Origin of the sequence: Pantoea sp. WEP, assembly GCF_041678305.1 — a bacterium.
GTDB lineage: Bacteria > Pseudomonadota > Gammaproteobacteria > Enterobacterales > Enterobacteriaceae > Pantoea > Pantoea dispersa.
This window is the reverse complement of sequence record NZ_JBGNXB010000001.1, coordinates 1212206-1234091: the sequence shown is the minus strand read 5'-3', so window position 1 is coordinate 1234091 and position 21886 is coordinate 1212206. Positions and strand designations below refer to the sequence as shown.

General features: G+C 60.2%; 19 protein-coding genes. 6 read left to right on the top strand and 13 right to left on the bottom strand.

Annotated features, from left to right (window positions below; all coding sequences use genetic code 11):
• Nucleotides 1–22: 22 nt before the first annotated feature.
• From ABVR31_RS05605 to ABVR31_RS05575, 7 genes are all read right to left on the bottom strand, one after another.
• On the bottom strand, nt 23–1009 hold the full coding sequence (locus tag ABVR31_RS05605) for an ABC transporter ATP-binding protein (protein ID WP_372772050.1): 987 nt from the start codon (nt 1007–1009) through the stop codon (nt 23–25).
• Complete coding sequence (locus ABVR31_RS05600; protein WP_372772048.1) at nt 1006–1818, bottom strand: ABC transporter permease; 813 nt, start codon at nt 1816–1818, stop codon at nt 1006–1008. The genes ABVR31_RS05605 and ABVR31_RS05600 overlap by 4 nt, the downstream gene beginning before the upstream one ends.
• The gene (locus ABVR31_RS05595; RefSeq protein ID WP_021506597.1) at nt 1815–2672 is read right to left on the bottom strand and encodes an ABC transporter permease; all 858 of its coding nucleotides are present in this window, start codon (nt 2670–2672) and stop codon (nt 1815–1817) included. The genes ABVR31_RS05600 and ABVR31_RS05595 overlap by 4 nt, the downstream gene beginning before the upstream one ends.
• A complete protein-coding gene (locus ABVR31_RS05590; RefSeq protein ID WP_058758325.1) occupies nt 2672–3694 on the bottom strand; it encodes an ABC transporter substrate-binding protein in 1023 nt (340 codons plus the stop codon). The genes ABVR31_RS05595 and ABVR31_RS05590 overlap by 1 nt, the downstream gene beginning before the upstream one ends.
• Entirely contained in the window at nt 3681–4703 is a 1023-nt protein-coding gene (locus ABVR31_RS05585; protein WP_372772046.1) for a substrate-binding domain-containing protein, read from the bottom strand. Before ABVR31_RS05585 ends, ABVR31_RS05590 begins: the two co-directional genes overlap by 14 nt.
• Nucleotides 4704–4827: 124 nt before the next feature.
• Nucleotides 4828–5436: a DsrE family protein gene (locus ABVR31_RS05580; protein ID WP_021506594.1), complete on the bottom strand. Its 609-nt coding sequence runs from the start codon at nt 5434–5436 to the stop codon at nt 4828–4830.
• A gap of 27 nt (nt 5437–5463) precedes the next feature.
• Complete coding sequence (locus ABVR31_RS05575) at nt 5464–6069, bottom strand: DsrE family protein (RefSeq protein WP_288424200.1); 606 nt, start codon at nt 6067–6069, stop codon at nt 5464–5466.
• A gap of 697 nt (nt 6070–6766) precedes the next feature.
• On the opposite strand from ABVR31_RS05575, the gene ABVR31_RS05570 reads away from it, so the two are divergent.
• Both ABVR31_RS05570 and arsC read left to right on the top strand, forming a co-directional pair.
• Entirely contained in the window at nt 6767–8230 is a 1464-nt protein-coding gene (locus ABVR31_RS05570) for a M48 family metalloprotease (RefSeq protein WP_372772044.1), read from the top strand.
• A gap of 88 nt (nt 8231–8318) precedes the next feature.
• Complete coding sequence (gene arsC, locus ABVR31_RS05565; protein WP_325923984.1) at nt 8319–8666, top strand: arsenate reductase (glutaredoxin); 348 nt, start codon at nt 8319–8321, stop codon at nt 8664–8666.
• On the opposite strand, the gene hda is transcribed toward arsC, so the two are convergent.
• The 3 genes from hda to upp all read right to left on the bottom strand — a co-directional run bounded on the left by hda (nt 8663) and on the right by upp (nt 11585).
• Nucleotides 8663–9364, bottom strand: a complete 702-nt coding sequence (gene hda, locus ABVR31_RS05560) for a DnaA inactivator Hda (RefSeq protein ID WP_031279417.1) — start codon at nt 9362–9364, stop codon at nt 8663–8665. The two genes, arsC and hda, sit on opposite strands and share 4 nt — an antisense overlap.
• A 92-nt stretch (nt 9365–9456) precedes the next feature.
• Nucleotides 9457–10740: a uracil permease gene (uraA, locus tag ABVR31_RS05555; protein WP_275029010.1), complete on the bottom strand. Its 1284-nt coding sequence runs from the start codon at nt 10738–10740 to the stop codon at nt 9457–9459.
• 218 nt (nt 10741–10958) lie between these two features.
• Nucleotides 10959–11585, bottom strand: a complete 627-nt coding sequence (gene upp, locus ABVR31_RS05550; protein ID WP_010617600.1) for a uracil phosphoribosyltransferase — start codon at nt 11583–11585, stop codon at nt 10959–10961.
• Nucleotides 11586–11824: 239 nt separating this feature from the next.
• On the opposite strand from upp, the gene purM reads away from it, so the two are divergent.
• Both purM and purN read left to right on the top strand, forming a co-directional pair.
• A complete protein-coding gene (purM, locus tag ABVR31_RS05545) occupies nt 11825–12865 on the top strand; it encodes a phosphoribosylformylglycinamidine cyclo-ligase (RefSeq protein ID WP_021506588.1) in 1041 nt (346 codons plus the stop codon).
• On the top strand, nt 12862–13500 hold the full coding sequence (gene purN, locus ABVR31_RS05540; RefSeq protein ID WP_372772041.1) for a phosphoribosylglycinamide formyltransferase: 639 nt from the start codon (nt 12862–12864) through the stop codon (nt 13498–13500). The genes purM and purN overlap by 4 nt, the downstream gene beginning before the upstream one ends.
• A gap of 135 nt (nt 13501–13635) precedes the next feature.
• Here purN and pstB read toward each other — a convergent pair whose 3' ends face one another.
• The 3 genes from pstB to ABVR31_RS05525 are packed head-to-tail and all read right to left on the bottom strand — an operon-like array spanning nt 13636 to nt 18104.
• Nucleotides 13636–14403: a phosphate ABC transporter ATP-binding protein PstB gene (pstB, locus tag ABVR31_RS05535; protein WP_021506586.1), complete on the bottom strand. Its 768-nt coding sequence runs from the start codon at nt 14401–14403 to the stop codon at nt 13636–13638.
• Between the two features lie 12 nt (nt 14404–14415).
• Nucleotides 14416–16014, bottom strand: coding sequence for a phosphate ABC transporter permease PstA (gene pstA / locus ABVR31_RS05530; protein ID WP_372772039.1), 1599 nt, complete (start codon nt 16012–16014; stop codon nt 14416–14418).
• Complete coding sequence (locus ABVR31_RS05525; protein ID WP_372772037.1) at nt 16011–18104, bottom strand: ABC transporter permease subunit; 2094 nt, start codon at nt 18102–18104, stop codon at nt 16011–16013. The genes pstA and ABVR31_RS05525 overlap by 4 nt, the downstream gene beginning before the upstream one ends.
• Nucleotides 18105–18287: 183 nt before the next feature.
• Here ABVR31_RS05525 and ppk1 point away from each other — a divergent pair, with 183 nt between their 5' ends.
• Nucleotides 18288–20348 carry a polyphosphate kinase 1 gene (gene ppk1, locus ABVR31_RS05520; protein WP_021506583.1) on the top strand — a complete coding sequence of 687 codons (2061 nt, stop codon included), beginning with the start codon at nt 18288–18290 and terminating at the stop codon, nt 20346–20348.
• Between the two features lie 5 nt (nt 20349–20353).
• On the top strand, nt 20354–21877 hold the full coding sequence (gene ppx / locus ABVR31_RS05515) for an exopolyphosphatase (RefSeq protein WP_021506582.1): 1524 nt from the start codon (nt 20354–20356) through the stop codon (nt 21875–21877).
• Nucleotides 21878–21886: the final 9 nt, after the last annotated feature.

Here is a 21886-nt window from a genome sequence, read left to right as displayed (position 1 = left end):
CGTCAGTCACAACAGCTCCTTATCAGGCAGAAAAGTGCAGCGCGGCATCCTGCGCCAGCGTCCAGCTTACCGGCTGGCCGGCGTGCCAGGCTTCGCGCGCGTGGCGATCAACCTGGATCGGCGCCGCCAGCCCGATATCAATACTCAGCCGCTGCGCAGCGCCGAGAAAGGTGGTGCCGAGGATGAAACCGGGGCGTGCGTAGCGCTGGTCCGCCGCCAGCAGCACATCCTCAGGGCGGCAGAAATGCTGCGGATTGCCACGCGCATCGACCCCGACACAGTTAATCGCGCCGACAAAATCCGCGACAAACTGTGACGCCGGGCGCTGGTAAATATTTTGCGGCGTATCAATTTGCACCAGACGCCCCTGCTCCATCACCGCAATGCGATCGCCCAGCGCCATCGCTTCCTGCTGATCGTGCGTGACGTACACGGCGGTGATCGCCAGCTGTTTCAGCAGCGCGCCAATCTCCAGCCGCAGCCGGTCGCGCAGGCGCGCATCGAGCGCCGCCAGCGGCTCATCAAACAGCAGCACCTTCGGACGCGCCGCCAGCGCACGAGCCAGCGCTACGCGCTGCTTTTGACCGCCCGACAGCTTGTCGATGCTGCGCTGCGCCAGCGCGCTGAGATCCACCAGGGCCAGCATCTCCTGCACGCGCGCGTCGCGTTCGGCGCGCGCCACGCCCTGCACTTTCAGGCCGTAGGCGACGTTTTGCGCCACGTTGAGATGGGGAAACAGCGCGTAGTTCTGGAACACCATGCCCACGTTGCGTTTCTCAATCGGCAGGGAGGTCACGTTACGATCGTCAAACCACACTTCGCCGCCGTCGTCACAGCGCTCCAGGCCACTGATGATGCGCAGCGTGGTGGTTTTGCCACAGCCGGACGGACCGAGCAGCACCAGGGTTTCGCCAGGCTGCACCGTCAGATCGAGCGGCTGCAGCGCCAGCTGGTGATTAAAGTGCCGCGCACAGTGGCGCAGCGTAACGGTTACGGCCGCAGGGTTCATGCCGCCTCCTTATTAGCACGCGTGAGCGTACGGTTGAGCCAGTGATTGACCGCGTTGAGCATCAGCAGCAGCGGCAGAATCAGCAAAATAAAGATCAGCGTGTAGGCCGAGCCCACTTCCAGTCGCATTGAGGCATAGCTGTCTGCCAGCCCCACCGGCAGCGTTTTTGTCAGCGGCGTATGCAGCATCCAGGTGATGTTGAACTCACCCACCGACAGGGTGATCACCATAAACGCCCCGGCGAGAATGCCGTTGCGACAGTTGGGCACCACCACGGTAAAAAAGCGCTGCCACAGGCTGGCACCCAGACTGGCCGCCGCCTCTTCCAGCCGCGGCATCTCCACCGCCTGCATCACCGCCAGTACCGGGCGCAGCATAAACGGCAAGGTAAACAGCACGTGACCGATCAGAATGAACAGCCAGCTATCGCGCAGGCCGGAGAACTGGCCGTACAGCAGGATGATGCCCAGCGCGGTGGCGAGGCCCGGCAGCGCGACCGGCAGCATCAGGCACTCTTCGATGCGCGCCGCCCAGCGCCGCGGCGCTTTTAGCAATCCCCACGCTGCCGGCACGCCGATCAGCAGCGTGCTCAGCAGGCAGGCCAGCGCAATCAGCAGTGACAGCCAGAAGGTGTCGGCGTAAAGCTGCCATACCTGCGTCACCCACTTCAGCGTCAGGCCGCTGCGCAGGCCGGTAAAGTAGTTGTTGGTCACGCCGGCCAGCATCGACAGCACCACCGGCACGATCATGAACAGCGCGGTGAGCACGGTGACCAGCAGTTGCAGGCTGAACAGGCCGCGACGTCTCATGTCACCTCCTGGTGAGCCAGTCGGCGCGCCAGCATCAGTGCCAGCCAGGCGACGCCGCCCATCACCACCGACAGTGCGGCGGCGGTGGCGAAATTGGCGTAGTTGGTGAATTCGCCGTAAATGGTCAGCGGCAGCACCGCCAGATCGGTGCCCAGGGTAAACGCGGTACCGAACGCACCCATGCTGGTGGCAAAACAGAGCGCGCCGGTGGAGAGCAGCGCCGGCTGCAGCCCCGGCACAATCACATCCCAGGTGATGCGCCATTGACTGGCGCCCAGCGAACGCGCCGCCTCTTCGAGAGAACGGTCGAGTTTTTCACTCGCCGCCACCAGCGTGATGATGGCGCGCGGCAGTGAAAAATAGAGATAGCCAATAAACAGGCCGGTAAACGAATAGGCCAGCATCCAGCGCTCGTGGAACAGCGCGAGGCTGATTTGCGCCAGCAGTCCCTGACGGCCCGCCAGCATCACCACCAGAAATCCCACCACCACGCCCGGAAAGGCCAGCGGAAACGTCAGCAGCGCCAGCAGCGTGCTGCGTCCGCTGAAGCGCTGGCGTGCCAGAAAGCAGCCGACTGTCGCGGCGATGGCCAGCGTCACCAGCGTGACGGCGAGCGACAGCAGCACGGTGTTCAGCAGGCTGAGCAGGTAGTGTGGCTGGGTCAGTACCGTCCAGTAGCCGCTGTGCCGGGTGCTGCGGTCGTCCTGCATTGCCATCTGCAGCAGCCGGACAAACGGCAGCAGCCAGAAGGCGCAGAAGAACAGCAGCGCCGGCAGCGTCAGCCATAGCCAGCGGCTGCCGGCCAGGCGCGGTGTCCGGCGGCACGAAGCCGCCAGGGTATCGGTCATCGCCATCAGCGAATCTCACTCAGATAGCGCGCCGAGAACGCTTTCTGCGCTGCCGCCATCTGCTGATAGTCAACGGTGTGCGCACGCGCATAGTCGCTGTCCGGCAGGAAATATTTCTTCGCTTCTGCGCTCATGGCGCCGGTGCGCACCGGGCGCAGGAACGCGCTGGCCCAGATAGCCTGCCCCTTGTCAGACAGCACATAGTCGATCACTTTTTTGCCGTTCGCCGCGTGCGGTGCATTCTTCACCAGGCTAATGACGTACGGCACCGTTACCGTGCCCTCTTTGGGAATAACAAAGGCGACGTTAGCGTGATCTTTGTAGCGGGCGCGGTAAGCATTGAAGTCATAGTCGAGCAGAATCGGGATCTCGCCGGAAATAAGCCGCGCATACGCGGTCTGCTTAGGCACGATGGGCTGATTCGCCTGCAGCTTTTTGAACCAGTTCAGCGCCGGCGTGAAGTCCTGCATGTTGCCGCCCTTCGCCTGGTTGACCGCCACCGCCGCCACGTAACCGACAAAGGCGCTGGCCGGATCGAGATAACCAATCATGCCTTTGTATTCCGGCTTCAGCAGGTCGTCCCACGATTGCGGCACCGGCGCGCCGCCCAGCGCATCGACATTGACCATAAAGCCCATGGTGCCCGAGTGCAGCGCCACCCATTTGCCGTTGCTGTCTTTCATGCCGGCAGGGATGTCATCCCAGTGCGCCGGTTTGTAACTGGCGACCACGCCGGCGCTGTCGGCCTGAATGCCGAAGCTGACGCCGTAATAGACCACGTCGGCCACCGGATTGCCCTGCTCCGCCACCAGCTGCGCCAGCGCCTGGCCGGAGTTTTTGTTGTCCTGCGGCACCTGAATGCCGGTGTCTCTGGCAATCGCTTTGAGCTGAGTGCCCCAGTCGGCCCACTCGGGCGGACAGTTGTAACAGATGGCGGTTTCCGCCGCCTGCGTCAGGCTGGTAAACAACGCGCTGGCGCTGAGCGCGATGGCACCGGCGTAAATTTTCACTTTTTTATGCAGCATCATGAGGTTCCCTGGTGGTGGCAATAAACGCGGGGGCAGCAACACTCTCACCGCTCCGCAACTGATGTGGCAGCACGCGGGTGCCGCGGCTGACGTTATGCAACAACATATCGATGGCGCAGGCGCCGAGCCGTTCAGCGGGCTGCGCTACGCTGGCCAGCGACGGGGCCATTTGTGCCCCCATCGCAATCCCGTCAAAGCCCATCACCGCCAGTTGCTGTGGCACAGGCACGCCCGCGCGCGCCGCCGCGCCAATCAGGCTGATGGCCAGCAGGTCGTTGGTGCAGATCACGGCGCTGAGCGGGGTGGCACCGCTGAGCATCGGGGCCAGCAGCGTAAAGTCTGATTGGGTGTGGCTGGCCATCTCAATCACCGGCAGCGCCGTCAGGCCCGCGTGCTGCATGGCGTCGCAATAGCCCTGATAGCGCAGGCGCGCACGATCTGACTGCAGCATCGGTCCGGCGACCATGGCAATGCGGCGATGACCAAGCGCCAGCAGCTGTGCGGTGGCTTCGCGCATCGCCTGGCGGTTATCCACGCACACCGTCGGCCAGTGGCTGTGCTGCGGCACGTTATGCGCCAGCACAAACGGCAGGCCAGCCGCCTGCAGCGTGCTGAGCACCGCGCTGTTATCCGCGTCGGCCACCGTCAGGACCAGGCCCGCCACGCGCTGGCGCAGCATATGTTCAACGATGGCGGCTTCGCGCTCGGGCTGGTAATCGCTGGTGGCCACCAGCAGGCCATAGCCGGCGTCGCGCGCCTGGCGCTCCATCGCCTGTAACTGGCAGGAGAAGATCGGGTTAAGCAGCGAGGGCAGCAGCACGCCGAAGGTGGTGGAGTGCTGCGTGCGCAGCTGGCGCGCGATGTGGTTAGGACGAAAGCCGAGCTGCTCCGACGCCGCCAGCACTCTCTCCAGCGTGTCGCGCCGCAGCAGATGGGGATCGGAAAAGGCGCGCGCGGCCGTGGCGCGTGAAACGCCTGCCAGCTTTGCCACCGTGAGTAAGTCGGACATGTTCGCCTCGTAAAGTGCCGATGAGATCGATCTCATTGGCGCCTAAACTAACGGCGAACTGTGACAGTGACATCGCGAAGGGATGACGAAAAGATGACAGCAGCCTGCACTGCTGTCGGCAGGATTACAGCATCAGGAAGGCGTACCCTTCATTTTGCAGCGACGCGACGGTGGTGCCGCTGGAGAGTGTATGGGTGACACGGGTATCGATCCAGTCGCGCTCCAGCTGATGGAAGGCCACTGACTGGTCGCAAATGGTCACTTTCACCCCGGCTTTCTTCAGCTCATCAATCAGCTTCAGGTTAGGGTTATCGCTGCCGTACGCTTTACGGAATTGATCGTTATTGAGCGCGGCCGGCACCGCATCGCTGTTAATCGACACCACAAAGTTGAGCTGATTCAGCGGCACGCCGGCCGCGTAATAGAGGTTGGTGACGCGTGCCACGCGCTCAAGGCCGAGGTTTGGCTGATGGATATCCCCTTCGCTGCGGTTGATCTGAAACACAATCTTATTGCTCAGCCCGGGCGTGTTGGCCGGGTTGTAATCCGGCGTGTTAACAAAGTGAATTTTACCGTAACCGGCAATCGCCGGTGTGCTCCAGAAATCCGCCGGTTCGGTTTTCTGGTCAGCGAATTTGCCGCTGACTTTATCCACCAGTTCCGGCAGCTGCAGCACATTTCCGCCGACAAAGCCCGCCAGCGCGGCAATAACAATATAGGATGCTGGACGCATGACACTTCTCCTTAACCAAAGACACGATTACATCTGTAAAAAGGCATAGCCCTGATTTTCCAGCGTCGACACCGTGGTCGGGCTGGACAATGCATGAATCACCGACCGGTCGATCCAGTTGCGCGGATAGTGATGGAACGCCACCGACTGATCGCACACCGAGACTTTGACGCCCAGCTTGTTCAGCGCGCCAATCAGCGCGAGGTTGGGGTTATCGACGCCGTAAAACTGCTTAAAATGCGCGTTATCCAGCGTGGCGGGCGTGGCATCGCCGGTCATCGACACCACAAACTGCAGCTGTTCGGCCGGTACGCCAGCGGCGATGTACAGATTGACCACGCGCGCCACGCGCTCCAGCCCGAGGTTAGGCCGTTTGATATCGCCTTCATTGCGGGTCAGCTGAAATACCACTTTGTTGCTCAGCCCCACCGCCGGTTTAAACGCGGCGTCGGCTTCATAATGAATTTTGCCGTAGCCCGCGACCGCCGGCGTGCTCCAGAACCCGTCCGGATCGGCAGGTTCAGCGGAAAAATGGCCCGCGACACGCTGATACAGGTCATCGCTTTTGATTACGGCGGCACCGACCATCCCACCCACGATGGCAATCAGGGCATAGGAAACAACAGAACGCATATAAACTCTCCGGCATGCACTGCGCGTTAATTCACAGTCCGTTTGAAAAAGTGCTTTATCTATACCACAGCGCGCGGCGGGCAAAACGCCTGTACTGGCGGGCTGTCCGGCGTTTGGCTGCCAGCAGAAATCATTGCGCCAGCTGAATGAATAAGGCTGTTAATTGAGCGGTGCGGGCGAGTTGAAAAATAGCTGGCCGGAAATACCGGCAGTCACCAGGCAGAGGGATGCACAGCAGATGACAGCGCCTCATCGTGCGGGTTAATACTGTCATCACGCGCCGCCAGTTGACCAGTGAGCAAAACCTGACCATTCATTTCTGGGCTGGTGATACACGGCCAGAGCAGCACGATAAAAATCACTGATGGATAAAGCGGGCCAACCGGGGGATTTCAGGCGTGTTTTTCAGAGTAAACCTGGAAAAAACCATGCCAGATTCAATTATTTTGAGCAACTTTACGTAACTTTAATTACATCAGGGCACTGCGCCGTTTTCTTTTGCCTTTTCGCTATTCAATTTTTTGCTACAAATTTCGCGTCAGTCAGCCATTCTTTGCCATCACGTCAATGTGACGGCGGCATTTGCTTGTATCCTCACTGTGGTTAAGATAGAGCCGCGGCAGAAAAGGAAACGCCGCCACAGAACATTGGCATGACTTTCCTGTCCAATGGCAGGAGACTTTTACAGGATCAAGGCATGTTTAACCGGTTGAAAAAATCAGTGCTGGCGGCCCTTATTCCTGCGCTGCTGCTCACGCCTGCGGTCGGTGTCCGCGCCGATCTGAGCGACAATTTGCCCGACATGGGCACCACGGCAGGCTCCACGCTTTCCATTAATCAGGAGCTGCAGATTGGCGACTTCTACGTGCGCCAGCTGCGCGCCAGCGCGCCACTGATCAACGATCCGCTGCTCAATCAGTACATCAATGAACTCGGCCAGCGGCTGGTGGCACACGCCCATTCAGTGCGCACGCCGTTTCACTTTTTCCTGATTCAGAATGACGAGCTCAACGCCTTCGCCTTCTTTGGCGGCAATGTGGTGCTGCACTCGTTGCTGTTCCGCTATACCGATAACGAAAGCCAGCTGGCGTCAGTGATGGCGCACGAAATTTCGCACGTGACGCAGCGTCATCTGGCGCGCGCCATGGAAGAGCAGAAGCGCAGCGCCCCGCTCACCTGGGTCGGCGCGCTGGGTTCAATCCTGCTGGCGCTGGCCAGCCCGCAGGCCGGGATGGCGGCACTGACCGGTACGCTGGCCGGTACGCAGCAGGGGATTATCAGCTTTACCCAGGGCAATGAACAGGAAGCAGATCGCATCGGCATTCAGGTGCTGCAGCGTGCCGGTTTCGATCCGCAGGCGATGCCCGCATTTCTGCAAAAGCTGGCCGATCAAAGCCGCTTCTCGTCAAAACCACCGGAAATTCTGCTGACGCACCCGCTGCCCGATAGCCGCCTGGCCGACGCGCGTAACCGCGCCAACCAGATGCGCCCGGTGGTGGTGCAGTCTTCGCAGGATTTCTATATGGCGAAGGTGCGCGCGCTGGGTATGTACGCCACCGGCCGCAATCAGCTGACTGACGATTTGCTGAATGAGTACGCCAAAGGCAACACGCGGGAACAGCAGGCGGCGCAGTACGGCAAAGCGGTGCAGTTCCTGCAGGCGAAAGATTTTGCCAACGCGAAAAAGATCATCGCGCCGCTGCTGGCGAAGCAGCCGGATAACCTGTGGTTCCTTGATATCATGACCGATATCGACATCGGTCTGAACCAGCCGCAGCAGGCCATCAGTATGCTGAACGCCGCCCGCGGCAGCCAGACCAGTCCGGTGCTGCAGCTTAACCTGGCGAACGCCTACGTCGAGGCGAAGCAGCCGGCCAACGCCAGCCGCATCCTTAACCGCTACACCTTTGCGCACCCTGACGATCTCAACGCATGGGATTTACTGGCGCAGGCTTCAGCCGCGCAGGGGCTGCGCGATGAGGAGCTTTCGGCACGGGCTGAAAGTCTGGCACTGAACGGCCAGCTTGATCAGGCCATCACCACCCTGAGCAGCGCCAGTGCCCAGGTGCCGCTCGGCAGCCTGAAGCAGGCGCGTTACGATGCGCGTATCGACCAGTTCCGCGAGTTACAGCGGCGTTTTAAGCAGTATGCAAAAGGCTAAATAGCCGGTTGCGCGGGTGGATGGCCGGCAGGATTTCGGTGCGCATTCATGCGCACCTGGCAACAATGGATTTCGCAGGATAAAAAACATGGTCCGTATTTATCACAATCCGCGCTGCAGCAAGAGCCGCGAAACCCTCGCGCTACTGCAGCAACAGGGCATTGAACCGCAGGTGGTGCTGTATCTCGACACGCCGCCGGACATCGACACGCTGAAAACGCTGCTGCAACAGCTGGGCATGCACAGCGCGCGCGAGCTGATGCGCCGTGGCGAGGAAATCTATAAAACGCTGGGGTTGGCCAGTAACGAGCTCAGCGAACAACAGCTGTTGCAGGCGATGGTGGAGCATCCAAAACTGATTGAGCGGCCGATTGTGATTCAGGGCGACCGCGCCCGCATTGGTCGTCCGCCGGAAGCGGTGCTGGAGATACTCTAAAGCCCCAGCGCCTCTTTCACGAAGGGAATGGTCAGCTTGCGCTGTGCGCTGATCGAGGCGCGATCAAGACGATCAAGTGTGTCAAACAGCGTGCGCATTTCGCGGTCGAGGCGTTTCAGCAGGAAACGCCCAACGTCTTCCGGCAACTCAAAGCCGCGCAGGCCGGCACGCAGCTGCATCGCCTGCAGTTTGTCCTCGTCGGACAGCGGCTGTAAGCGGTAAATTTGTCCCCAGTCGAGACGTGACGCCAGATCCGGCAGGCCCAGATTGAGCTGACGCGGGGGACGATCGCCGGTGATCAGCAGGCGGGTTTTGCCGGTTTCCAGAATGCGGTTGTAGAGATCAAAGATCGCCATCTCCCACTCGGCTTCGCCAGCGATGCACTCAATATTATCAATGCACACCAGCGCCAGATTCTCCATGCCTTCCAGCACTTCCGGCACGAACCAGGTGCGCTTATCGAGCGGCACATAACCCACCGCTTCGCCGCGCGCGGACATTTCGGCGCAGGCTGCGTGCAGCAAATGGCTGCGGCCACCGCCTTCGCGTGACCAGAAGTAGAGATAGCTGCCGTGCTGTTGCGCCAGCGCGCCCTGCAGCGCCGCCAGCAGTGACGGATTTTCCCCCGGCCAGAAACTGGCAAAGGTTTCATCATCGGGTAGATAGAGTGGCAGTGAAAGCTGTGCCGGCGTGTTCAGAAGTACCTCAACGGATGAGCGGGCAGAAAACCGGGCAAGTTTATCACGATCCTCCGCAGAGATGAACCGGGCTTCCCTGCCCGCAGGCTCCTTTAAAGCTCGCGTTTTTCTTCCGCGTCCAGCACCACTTCTTCCGGACGTAACAGACTGATTACGCGGAAAATCAGCGCCAGGCCAACGCCGACGATGGTGGCCAGTGCCATGCCCTTCAGCTCGGCGGCGCCCACGTGCACTTTCGCGCCGCTGACGCCAATGATCAGGATCACCGAGGTGAGGATCAAATTCTGCGCTTTGTTGTAGTCGACTTTGGATTCAATCAGCACGCGAATACCGGAAGCGCCGATCACGCCATACAGCAGCAGCGACACCCCGCCCATCACCGGTACCGGGATCGCCTGAATCGCGGCCGCCAGTTTACCGACGCAGGAGAGCAGAATGGCGAAGATCGCCGCGCCGCCGATCACCCAGGTGCTGTAAACGCGGGTGATCGCCATGACGCCAATGTTTTCACCGTAGGTGGTATTCGGCGTGGAACCAAAGAAGCCGGAGATCATGGTCGACAGGCCGTTGGCAAACATCGAGCGGTGCAGGCCCGGATCGCGAATCAGATCCTTTTTCACGATGTTAGCCGTCACCACCAAATGGCCCACGTGCTCGGCAATCACCACCAGCGCCGCAGGCAGAATAGTCAGCATCGCGGCCCACTCAAAGCGCGGCGTGTAGAAGGTTGGCAGCGCAAACCACGGCGCGTTTTCCACCGTACTCCAGTCAACGATGCCCATCGCCGACGACAGCGCGTAGCCGACCAGCACGCCAATCAGGATCGGGATAATGGCGAAGAAGCCACGGAACAGCACCGAGCCAAACACCGTCACCGCCAGCGTCACCAGCGAAATAATGATGGTTTTACTGTCCGCTGCGGTGCCGTCAGCGGGCAGCAGCCCGGCCATATTCGCCGCCACGCCAGCCAGTTCGAGACCAATAACCGCCACGATGGCCCCCATCGCCGCCGGTGGGAACATGACATCGAGCCAGCCGGTGCCGGCCTTCTTCACAATCAGCGCCACGATGCAGAACAGCGCGCCGCACAGGATAAAGCCGCCGAGCGCCACTTCATAACCGAGCGGCAGCAGCAGCAACACCGGCGAGATAAAGGCAAAGCTGGAGCCAAGATAGGCCGGGATTTTGCCTTTACAGATAAACAGATACAGCAGCGTGCCGACGCCGTTGAACAGCAGCACGGTCGCCGGGTTGATGTGGAACAGAATCGGCACCAGCACGGTAGCGCCGAACATGGCGAACAGGTGCTGCAGGCTGAGCGGAATGGTTTGAAGAAGCGGTGGGCGTTCGCTAACGCCTATGGCTCTGCGAGTCATCATTTATCCCCTATACGTTTATTTTTATGCTCGTTCGTCAACGCCGCACCTTATCGTAGTGGCGCAATTGATTGCGCCTTGTCCGGATGGGCACCATAGCTTGCCCGGCATCAGCGCGATAAATCGCGCCGCTACAAAATGTGCATCCTGTCGATACGGTGTCTGACTGAACGGTATTTTTGCCAAAAAAAAGCCGACTCTCTGGCCGGCTGGTTTATTTATTTGGTTCCGAAAATCTTGTCGCCGGCATCGCCGAGGCCCGGGATAATGTACCCCTTCTCGTTCAGGCCCTGATCGATTGACGCGGTGTACAGCTCAACGTCCGGATGCGCTTTCTCCAGCGCGGCAATGCCTTCCGGCGCGGCCACCAGCACCAGCACTTTAATGCTGTTGCAGCCGGCTTTCTTCAGCAGATCGATGGTGGCGATCATCGAGCCGCCGGTCGCCAGCATCGGGTCAACCACCAGCGCCATACGCTCTTCGATGTTTGACACCAGCTTCTGGAAGTAAGGCACCGGCTCCAGCGTCTCTTCGTCACGGTAAACGCCCACCACGCTGATGCGCGCGCTCGGTACGTGTTCCAGCACACCTTCCATCATGCCAAGGCCAGCACGCAGAATCGGGACGACGGTAATTTTTTTGCCTTTGATTTGATCGACGTCGACCGGACCGTTCCAGCCTTCAATGGTCACGCGCTCGGTTTCGAGATCGGCGGTGGCTTCATAGGTCAGTAAGCTGCCCACTTCCGAGGCCAGCTCGCGGAAGCGCTTGGTGCTGATATCATGCTCACGCATCAGGCCCAGTTTATGTTTGACCAGCGGGTGTCTGACTTCCACGATCTTCATGATTATTCTCCCGGAATTGAGTTGAGCTAAAAAAAATCGCCGGATTATACCGCCTTTTTACCGCCGCGCCACCGGTGATTGGTCAGGTAACGTGCACAAATCGCCTGAGAATAAGGATTAGCGAAAAATCAGCACGCTGCAAAGGTGCCCTGAGATGGGACTCGCAAACGTTTGCCTGCGCTGGTAGAATTGCCGCGCTTAATTTTTGCCACCAACCGCAATCGCGTGGGGATTCCGCAGTGACCGACAAAACCTCTCTCAGCTACAAAGACGCCGGTGTTGATATTGATGCTGGTAACGATCTGGTTGACCGTATTAAAGGCGTAGTAAAGAAAACCCGCCGCCCGGAAGTGATGGGTGGACTGGGTGGCTTTGGCGCGCTGTGTGCGCTGCCGCAGAAATACCGCGAGCCGGTGCTGGTCTCCGGAACTGATGGCGTCGGCACCAAGCTGCGTCTGGCGATGGATCTCAAACGCCACGACAGCATCGGCATCGATCTGGTCGCGATGTGCGTGAACGATCTGGTGGTACAGGGCGCTGAGCCGCTGTTCTTCCTCGACTATTACGCCACCGGCAAGCTGGATGTGGATACCGCCTCCGCGGTGATCACCGGTATCGCCGAAGGCTGTCTGCAGTCGGGCTGTGCGCTGGTCGGCGGTGAAACCGCTGAGATGCCGGGCATGTATCACGGCGAAGATTACGACGTGGCCGGTTTCTGCGTCGGCGTGGTGGAAAAATCCGAGATCATCGACGGCAGCAAAGTGCAGGATGGCGACGTGCTGATCGCACTGGGCTCCAGCGGTCCGCACTCTAACGGCTACTCGCTGGTGCGTAAAATTCTTGAAGTCAGCCAGACCGATCCCACCACCAAACAGCTGGAAGGCAAACCGCTGGCCGATCACCTGCTGGCGCCGACCCGCATCTACGTGAAAAATATCCTCAGCCTGATTGAGCAGGTGGACGTGCATGCCATTGCTCACCTGACCGGCGGCGGCTTCTGGGAAAACATTCCGCGCGTACTGCCGGATAACACCCAGGCGGTGATTGACGAGAAAAGCTGGCAGTGGCCGGCGGTATTCAGCTGGCTGCAGCAGGCCGGTAACGTCAGCCGTCACGAGATGTACCGCACCTTTAACTGCGGCGTGGGCATGGTGATTGCGCTGAGCCCGGCCGATGCCGACAAAGCGGTACAGCTGATGACCGCGGCTGGCGAGCAGGCGTGGAAAATTGGCGTGATTAACGCGTCTGATGCCGAAGAGCGTGTGGTTATTAACCCATGAAGAAACTGGTTGTACTGATCTCCGGCAACGGCAGCAATCTTCAGTCCATCCTCGACGCCTGCGAGAGCGGGCGTATCAACGGCAGCGTGGCTGCCGTTTTCAGTAATAAAGCCTCGGCCTATGGTCTGACGCGTGCGCAGCAGGCCAGCGTGCCTGCTCACGCGCTGTCCGCGCAGGATTTCGCCGATCGCGACGCCTTTGACCGCCAGCTGATGCAGCAGATCGACGCTTATGCGCCGGATCTGGTGGTGCTGGCCGGTTATATGCGCATTCTGAGCCCGGCGTTTGTCGCGCACTATCACGATCGTCTGCTGAATATTCATCCGTCGCTGCTGCCGAAATATCCCGGTTTGCATACGCATCGCCAGGCGCTGGCGAACGGGGACGCGGAACACGGTACGTCGGTGCATTTTGTGACTGACGAGCTGGACGGTGGACCGATCATTCTGCAGGCGCGCGTGCCGGTATTTGCTGACGATGACGAAGCTGAGATCAGCGCCCGCGTGCAGCATCAGGAGCACGCGATTTATCCGCTGGTGATCAGCTGGTTTGTCGAAGGACGCTTGCAGATGCGCGCGGGAAAAGCGTGGTTAGATGGCGAACTGCTGCCGCCGGAAGGTTATGCGCACGATTGATTGACCTTTACGCCGTGCGCTTGCAGGAATTGCGCAATAAATTGCGCCGCTACGGGGCTGTGCCGGGTTTAATTACTGCATGATTTCTTTGCACATTTCGTAGCGGCGCGATTATTCGCGCTAACCTAACAATACTTACCCAAACCGGCCGGTAATATAATCCTCGGTGCGCCGCGCCTGCGGTGCGGTGAAAATCCGGTCGGTTTCATCAAACTCCACCAGCTGCCCGTTATGCATAAACGCGGTGTAATCGGATACGCGCGCTGCCTGCTGCATGTTGTGCGTCACCAGCACCAGCGTGAAATGTTGCTTCAGCGTGGTCATCAACTCTTCAATCACCAGCGTCGAGATCGGATCCAGCGCCGAGGTGGGTTCATCCAGCAGCAGCACTTCCGGCTCGATGGCGATGGCGCGCGCAATCACCAGACGCTGCTGCTGACCGCTCGACAGCGTCAGCGCATTCTGCCCCAGCTGATCTTTCACTTCGCCCCACAGCGCCGCCGCCCGCAGCGCGCGCTCGCAGGCCTCATTCAGCACGCGACGATCGCGCACGCCCTGCAAACGCAGACCGTAAACCACATTCTCATAGATCGACTTGGGGAACGGATTCGGGCGCTGGAACACCATGCCGATGCGCCGCCGCAGCGCCGGCAGATCCTGGTTCGCCTGCATCACCGCGTGGCTATCGAGCAGAATCTCACCTTCGATGCGGCAGCCATCAATGACGTCGTTCATGCGATTGAAGCAGCGCAGCAGCGTCGATTTACCGCAGCCGGAAGGCCCAATCAGCGCCGTGATGCGATGCTTTGGGATCTGCAAATCAATGTTATTCAGCGCCTGGCGTTCGCCGTACCACAGCGACAGTTGGTTAACGGTGAGCGCAATAGCGTAATCGGGCGTCATGTGTAAACCTTATTAGTGCGTCATAAGCCGGTAGCGCTCGCGCAGCCGATGGCGCAGCACCATCGCCAGCAGGTTAAGCGACAGAATGATCGCCACCAGCAGCAGTGCCGTGGCATACACCAGCGGTCGGTCGGCGTCGATGTTCGGGCTCTGGAAGGCCAGATCGTAAATCTGAAAACCGAGATGCATAAATTTACGGTCAAGATGCAGATAAGGAAACACCGCATCGACCGGCAGCTCTGGCACCATTTTGACCACGCCCACCAGCATCAGCGGTGCGGTTTCGCCGGCGGCGCGCGCCACCGCCAGAATCAGGCCGGTGAGCATTGCCGGTACCGCCAGCGGCAGCACCACGCGCCACAGCGTTTCCGCCTGGGTTGCGCCCAGCGCCAGCGAGCCCTGACGCAGATTGTCCGGAATACGCGACAGCCCCTCTTCGGTGGCGACGATCACCACTGGCAGCGTCAGCAGCGCCAGCGTCAGCGCCGCCCACAGCAGGCCAGGCGTGCCGAAGGTAGGATTGGGCAGCGAGAGGGAGAAGAACAGCTGATCGAGGGTACCGCCAATCAGCCAGACAAAAAAGCCGAGGCCAAACACGCCATACACAATCGACGGCACGCCAGCCAGATTCACCACCGCAATGCGCACCAGCCGGGTGAGCGCGTTGCGCCCGGCGTATTCGTGCAGCCAGACGGCGGCCACCACGCCCAGCGGCATGACAATCACCGACATCAGCAGCACCATCAAAACGGTGCCGAAAATCGCCGGCAGCGCGCCATTTTCACTGCCGCCCGAGGTGGGCGAGTCACTGACAAACTGCCAGATCTGACTGAGGAAATGCCCGATTTTCTGCCCGAGGCTCAGGCTGTTTGGATACCAGGCGGCCACCACCTGCGCCAGCGGAATCAGATGATCGTCGCCCTGCACGTCGCGCAGTACCAGCGTATCGCGCTGGCTTTCATGCTGCAGATGCGCCAGCTGCTGCGCCAGCGCGCCGAAGCGTTTATGCAGCGCCGCGCTGTTGGCATCCAGTTCTGACTGATCCTGCAGGCTGAAGTGACCACCGCGCCGCTGCTCGTCAGCCTGCTGTTGCAGACTCTCCAGCTGGGCGTTAAGGCGCGCCATTTCGATACGCCGGATGTTGCTAGCCTGGCGCAGCTGCTCATGCACCTGCTTCAGCCGCTGCTGCAGCAGTGCATCGCGGTCGCGCGCGGTCAGCACCTCGTTGTCTTCACGCAGCTCCACCAGCCAGCCGTAGGCATTGCCGCCACTGCGTCGCTGTAGCACCAGCACTTCTGCCGGGCGTCGGGTTTGCGCTTCGCCCTGACTGACGATGACGCGGAAATCCGGCGCGGCAAAATCGCGGTTACCGGTTTTCACTACGTAGCGCCAGCGATCGCCCTGCTGCTGGCGATCCAGCGTTTCACCCAGCACCATCAGCGGAGCCCCCTGCGGCGGCTGGAACTGATACTGATCGACCGGCTGCGGCCAGAACGCCCTGACGCCCTGCCAGCCCAGCAGGCCGATTAATAAGGTAAATGCCAGCAGGCAGACGGCGACCGCACCGGCAGTCAGCCAGCGCCAGCGATCGTTTTGACGCAGCGCGCTCATGCCTGCCCCTCATGCTGACTGTAGCGCTGGCGCAGCCGCTGACGAATCAGTTCCGCCACGGTGTTGATCGCCAGCGTGAATATCAGCAGCAGCAACGCACTGAGAAACAGGATGCGATAATGGGCGCTGCCCGCCGCGGCTTCCGGCATTTCAATGGCGATATTGGCTGACAGCGCGCGCAGCCCGGCAAACAGTCCGCCTTCGCTCACCGGCGTGTTGCCGGTGGCCATCAGCACAATCATGGTTTCGCCCACCGCACGACCAAAGCCGATCATCAGCGCAGCAAAAATGCCTGCCGACGCGCCCGGCAGCACCACGCGCGTCAGGGTTTGCCACGGTGTCGCGCCCAGCGCCAGCGAGCCCTGCCCCAGCGCCACCGGCACGCTAAACAACGCATCTTCCGCCAGGGTAAAGATCAGCGGCACCAGCGCGAAGCCCATCGCCAGCGCCGCCACCAGCAGGTTACGCTGCTCATAGTGCGCCAGCTGTTCGCCCATCTGCGGCCACCACAGTGTCGGCAGCCACAGCGTCAGTAACGTCACCAGTAACAGCAGCGGCATCAGCAGCAGCACTTCAAAACCGGGCCGCCGCCAGCGCGCCGGCAAACGCGGACTGAGCACGCCGCACACCAGCAGCGTGGCGGCCAGCACCAGCGGCAGCAGCATCACGCCAGGCAGCGCGCGGCTGATGTGCGGCGCCAGCCACACGCCAGCGATCAGGCCAATCACCACGCTCGGCAGCGCGCCCATCATTTCAATGCCCGGCTTGACCCAGCGGCGCAGGCCCGGCGACATAAACCATGCGGTATACATTGCCGCCGCCAGCGCCAGCGGCGTGGCAAACAGCAGCGCCAGCGACGCTGCTTTCAGCGTGCCGATCACCAGCGGCATCAGGCTGAATTTGGCCTGATAGCTGTCGCCGGCGGCGGTGGACTGCCATACCCAGTCCGGCTGCGGATAGTTTTCATACCAGATTTTCTGCCACAGATTGCGCCAGCTGAAATCGGGCCACGGATTATCCAGCGCGAACTGCTGCCACTGTCCGGCACGCTCGACGATCAGGCTATCGCCGCGCGGAGACAGCGCCAGCGCGCTGATGCCCGCGGCCAGCTGGCGCGTGACAATCGGGCCCGCCTGCTTGCTGGCGAACAGGCGCACCACGCCCTGCGCGTCAAAGCTGGCAAAAACGCGCCGCTGCGCCTCAGGCACGATGCCGAGCACACCCGCGCTGTGCGTGAAGGTGTGAATCTGCTGCAGCCGTGGCCCGTGGTCACCGGTGATGGCAAACCACTGCTGAATGCCACGCGCATCCTGAATCAGTAAGCTGCGCCCGCCCGCCAGCAGTTGCAGGCTGAGCGGTTGCTGAGTCAGCGTCTGGGTTTCCCGCAGCTGCGCGCCCTGCGGCGTAATCTGCCACACCCGCAACAGCCGTCCGGCACTGGTGTACAGCAGCGTGCCGTCCGGCGACAACCGCATCAGGTCGGCCTGCTCACCGGGCAATACAATCTGGTCGACGCGTTTCTGGCCGGCAAAGGTCAGCAGGCTGATACCGGCCGGCGTTTGTGCGGCGATGCGCCACTGATGATCGCCCGGCACTGCCAGCGCCATCTGGCTGACCGCGCCCTGCGGCAGATGCAGCGGCCGATCGCCCAGCGGGAAATACCATTCACCGTGCTGGCGGTGGATGAGCGGTTGCATCAGCAACAGATCGCCCTGCATATTGAGCAATACGCTGCTGCCGTCGCTGCTGGTCACCGCCGCCTGCGGCTGGCCGTTCAGCGCCAGCGCGTCGCCCGCTGGCTGACCGTCGAGCGGAATAAAGCGCGCTTCGTTGCGGCTGATGCGCCAGCCGAGCTGGCCTTCGCTGCCCAGCGCCAGCGCCGGGGCTTTGTCCCACAGCTGCTGACTGAGCGTCGGCTGCATGCCCGGCGCGCTGAACAGCGGCATCACCACCCAGATCAGCCAGAAGAACAGCAGCAGCATCAGCAGTAAAATTCCCACACCGCAGGCCGTGACGATGCGGCGCACGAACTGATCGATGGCGCGTCGACGACGGTCACTAAAGTGGACAGGAATACGATTTATGCTCATGCAGGCCAGAGTTACCCTTGAAGTTATGCCGCTATGTTGCCCGTAGCTGATTGATAAGACAACTGTTGAGGTTGGACAAGGCTGCCATACTCTCGCCATAATGGTGGAGGACACTGAGCGGAACCGCAATTTTGCGTTTATTCCGCCGGACATTCCGTCCAGCAACAGCATCACGGAGTCAGAATGGGTCAGGAAAAGCTGTATATAGAAAAAGAACTAAGCTGGTTAACCTTCAACGAACGCGTGCTGCAGGAAGCCGCTGATAAAAGCAATCCGCTCATTGAGCGCATGCGTTTTCTCGGCATCTATTCCAACAACCTGGAAGAGTTTTACAAAGTGCGCTTTGCCGATCTCAAGCGCCGCATTCTGATTGGCGAAGAACAGGGGACGCCCACCACCCTGCGCCATTTGCTGAAAAAGATTCAGTTGCGGGTACAGAAATCGGATCAGGAGTTCGATGCGCTGTATAACGATCTGCTGCTGGAGATGGCGCGCAACCAGATTTTCCTGATCAACGAGCGCCAGCTGTCACCCAATCAGCAGGAGTGGCTGCGCTACTACTTCAAGCATCAGCTGCGCCAGCACGTCACGCCCATTCTGATCAACCACGACACCGACCTGATTGAGTTCCTGAAAGACGACTACACCTATCTGGCGGTGGAGATTATCCGCGGCGAAGAAATCCGTTACGCCCTGCTGGAGATCCCGTCCGATAAAGTGCCGCGCTTTGTGAATCTGCCGGCAGAATCGCCGCGCCGTCGCAAGCCAATGATTCTGCTGGATAACATTCTGCGCTACTGCCTTGATGAGATTTTCAAAGGCTTCTTTGATTACGACGCGCTGAACGCCTACTCAATGAAAATGACGCGCGACGCCGAGTACGACCTGGTCACGGAGATGGAATCCAGCCTGCTGGAGCTGATGTCCTCCAGCCTGAAACAGCGCCTGACCGCCGAGCCGGTGCGCTTTGTCTATCAGCGCGATATGCCCGATGCGATGGTGGAAATGCTGCGCCATAAGCTGTCGATCTCCAGCTACGACTCGATTGTGCCGGGCGGCCGTTATCATAACTTCAAAGATTTCATCGGCTTCCCGAACGTGGGCAAAGCCAATCTGGAAAATCGCCCGCTGCCGCAGATTCGTCATATCGGTTTTGATGGCTTCCGCAACGGCTTTGATGCCATCCGCAACCGCGATGTGCTGCTTTATTATCCGTACCACACCTTTGAACACGTGCTGGAGCTGCTGCGTCAGGCGTCATTCGACCCGAACGTGCTGGCCATCAAGATCAACATTTACCGCGTGGCCAAGAATTCGCGCATCATGGATGCGATGATCCACGCCGCCTACAACGGTAAAAAGGTCACGGTGGTGGTCGAGCTGCAGGCGCGCTTCGATGAAGAAGCCAACATTCGCTGGGCGAAGCGGCTGACCGAAGCGGGCGTGCACGTGATCTTCTCGGCGCCCGGCCTGAAGATTCACGCCAAGCTGTTCCTGATCTCCCGCCGCGAGGGCGAAGAAGTGGTGCGTTACGCCCACATTGGTACCGGCAACTTCAACGAAAAAACCGCGCGTATTTACACCGACTATTCGCTGCTGACCGCCGATGCGCGCATCACCAACGAAGTGCGACGCGTATTTAACTTTATCGAAAACCCGTATCGCCCGGTAACGTTCGAACACCTGATGGTGTCGCCGCAAAACTCGCGCGCCATGCTGTATCAGCTGATTGATAACGAGATTGCCAACGCGCAGCAGGGCAATCCTTCCGGCATTACGCTGAAAATCAACAACCTGGTGGACAATGGTCTGGTGGATCGGCTGTATGCCGCCTCATCCGCCGGCGTGAAGATCAACCTGCTGGTGCGCGGCATGTGCTCGCTGATCCCCGATTTGCCGGGCATCAGTGAAAATATTCGCATCACCAGTATCGTTGACCGCTACCTCGAGCACGACCGCGTCTATATTTTTGAAAGCGGCGGCGATAAAAAAGTATTCCTGTCGTCGGCGGACTGGATGACGCGCAACATCGATTATCGTATCGAAGTGGCGGTGTCGGTGCTCGATCCGCGCCTGAAACAGCGCATACTGGATATCATTGCCATTCTGTTAAGTGATACGGTAAAAGCCCGCATCGTAGACAAAGAATTGAGTAACCGTTATGTTCCGCGCGGCAATCGCAAGAAGGTGCGCTCGCAGCTGGCGATTTACGATTACATCAAGAAACTGGAACAACCCGAATAACGCCTATGCCAATCTCCCATAAAAGTACGCCGAAACCGCAGGAATTCGCCGCCATCGATCTCGGCTCGAACAGCTTCCACATGGTGATTGCCCGTGTGGTGGATGGCGCCATGCAGGTGCTGGGACGCCTGAAACAGCGCGTGCACCTCGCCGACGGGCTGGATGCGCAAAATCGCCTGAGCGAAGAAGCGATGGAGCGCGGCCTGAGCTGCCTGGCGCTGTTTGCCGAGCGCCTGCAGGGGTTCAGCGCCGCCAACGTCACCATCGTCGGTACGCACACGCTGCGCATCGCATCCAACGCGGAAGAGTTTCTGCAGCGCGCCGCGGAGGTCATCCCGTATCCGATTGAGGTGATTTCCGGCAATGAAGAAGCGCGCCTGATCTTTATGGGCGTTGAGCACACGCAGCCGGAGAAAGGCCGCAAGCTGGTGATTGATATCGGTGGCGGTTCAACCGAGCTGGTGATCGGCGAAGATTTTGAGCCGCAACTGGTGGAGAGTCGCCGCATGGGTTGCGTCAGCTTCGCCAACCTCTACTTCCCGAAAGGCGAGATTAGCCAGGAGAATTTCCGTCGCGCCCGGCTTGCCGCCGCGCAAAAGCTGGAAACGCTGGCGTGGCAGTATCGTCTGCAGGGCTGGCAATATGCGCTGGGCGCGTCCGGCAGTATCAAAGCGGCCTGTGAAGTGCTGCTGGCGATGGGCGAGAAAGAGAAGCGCGTGACGCCGGAAAACCTCGACATGCTGGTGAGCGAAGTGCTGAAGCACAAATCCTTTGCTGCCCTGAGCCTGCCCGGGCTGTCGGACGAGCGCAAGGCAGTGTTTGTACCGGGGCTGGCGATTCTGTGTGGCGTGTTTGACGCGCTGGCCATTCGCGAGCTGCGCCTGTCGGATGGCGCGCTGCGTGAGGGCGTGCTGTATGAGATGGAGGGCCGCTTCCGCCATCAGGATATTCGCAGCCGCACCGCGCAGAGCCTGGCGAATCATTACGCCATCGACAGCGACCAGGCACGCCGCGTGCTGGAAACCACCGAACAGCTGTACAGCCAGTGGCTGGAGCAGAACCCGAAGCTGGCCAATCCCCAGCTGACGGCGCTGATGAAGTGGGCAGCGCTGCTGCATGAAGTCGGGCTGACCATCAACCACAGCGGTATGCAGCGCCATTCGGCCTACATCCTGCAGAACTCCAATATGCCGGGCTTTAATCAGGATCAACAGATGCTGCTGGCCACGCTGGTACGCTTCCACCGTAAAGCGGTGAAGCAGGATGAGATGCCGCGTTTCACCTTGTTTAAAAAGAAACAGTTCCTGCCGATGATCTTCCTGCTGCGGCTCGGCACCCTGCTGAACAATCAGCGTCAGGCCACCACGCGCCCCGACACGCTGAAGCTGAGCACCGACGATGGTCACTGGACGCTGACCTTCCCGGCCGGTTTCCTCAGCCAGAACACGCTGGTTCAGCTGGATCTGGAGCGGGAGCAGGCTTACTGGAATGACGTCACCGGCTGGAAACTGATGCTGGAAGAGGAGTAACGCGGGCTT